Source organism: Pseudomonas sp. SIMBA_067 (assembly GCF_046534675.1).
In the GTDB taxonomy this organism is placed as follows: domain Bacteria; phylum Pseudomonadota; class Gammaproteobacteria; order Pseudomonadales; family Pseudomonadaceae; genus Aquipseudomonas; species Aquipseudomonas putida.
The window spans coordinates 1-256 of record NZ_JAWRYH010000805.1; the positions used below are offsets into that span (position 1 = coordinate 1).

Annotated in this window: 1 protein-coding gene; it reads left to right on the forward strand. The window is 60.2% G+C overall.

Annotated features, from left to right (window positions below; genetic code table 11):
• On the forward strand, positions 1-87 hold an 87-nt coding region (locus SB765_RS31425), incomplete at its 5' end, for a type VI secretion protein (RefSeq protein WP_410932733.1).
• Between the last annotated feature and the right edge of the window lie 169 nt (positions 88-256).

Below are 256 nucleotides of genomic sequence, written 5' to 3' on the forward strand. Positions count from 1 at the left end.
CTGGGTGGCTGTAACGCCAACTACGTTTTCGATGACGCCGATTATCGACCGCTGGGTGACCCGCAGGCGATCACTCGTGGCCAGTGAATGGGGATGCCTGACGATGCAGCTCGTACTTGAAGTGTGTGGGAGCGATGGCGGCGCACCCGTGCCCTTGGCCCGTAAAGTCTTTGACCGTGTCGGCGGCGTGATTGGCCGCGGTTCCGGTTGTGACTGGGTGATTCACGATCCCAGTCGATTGCTTTCCAGCCACCAT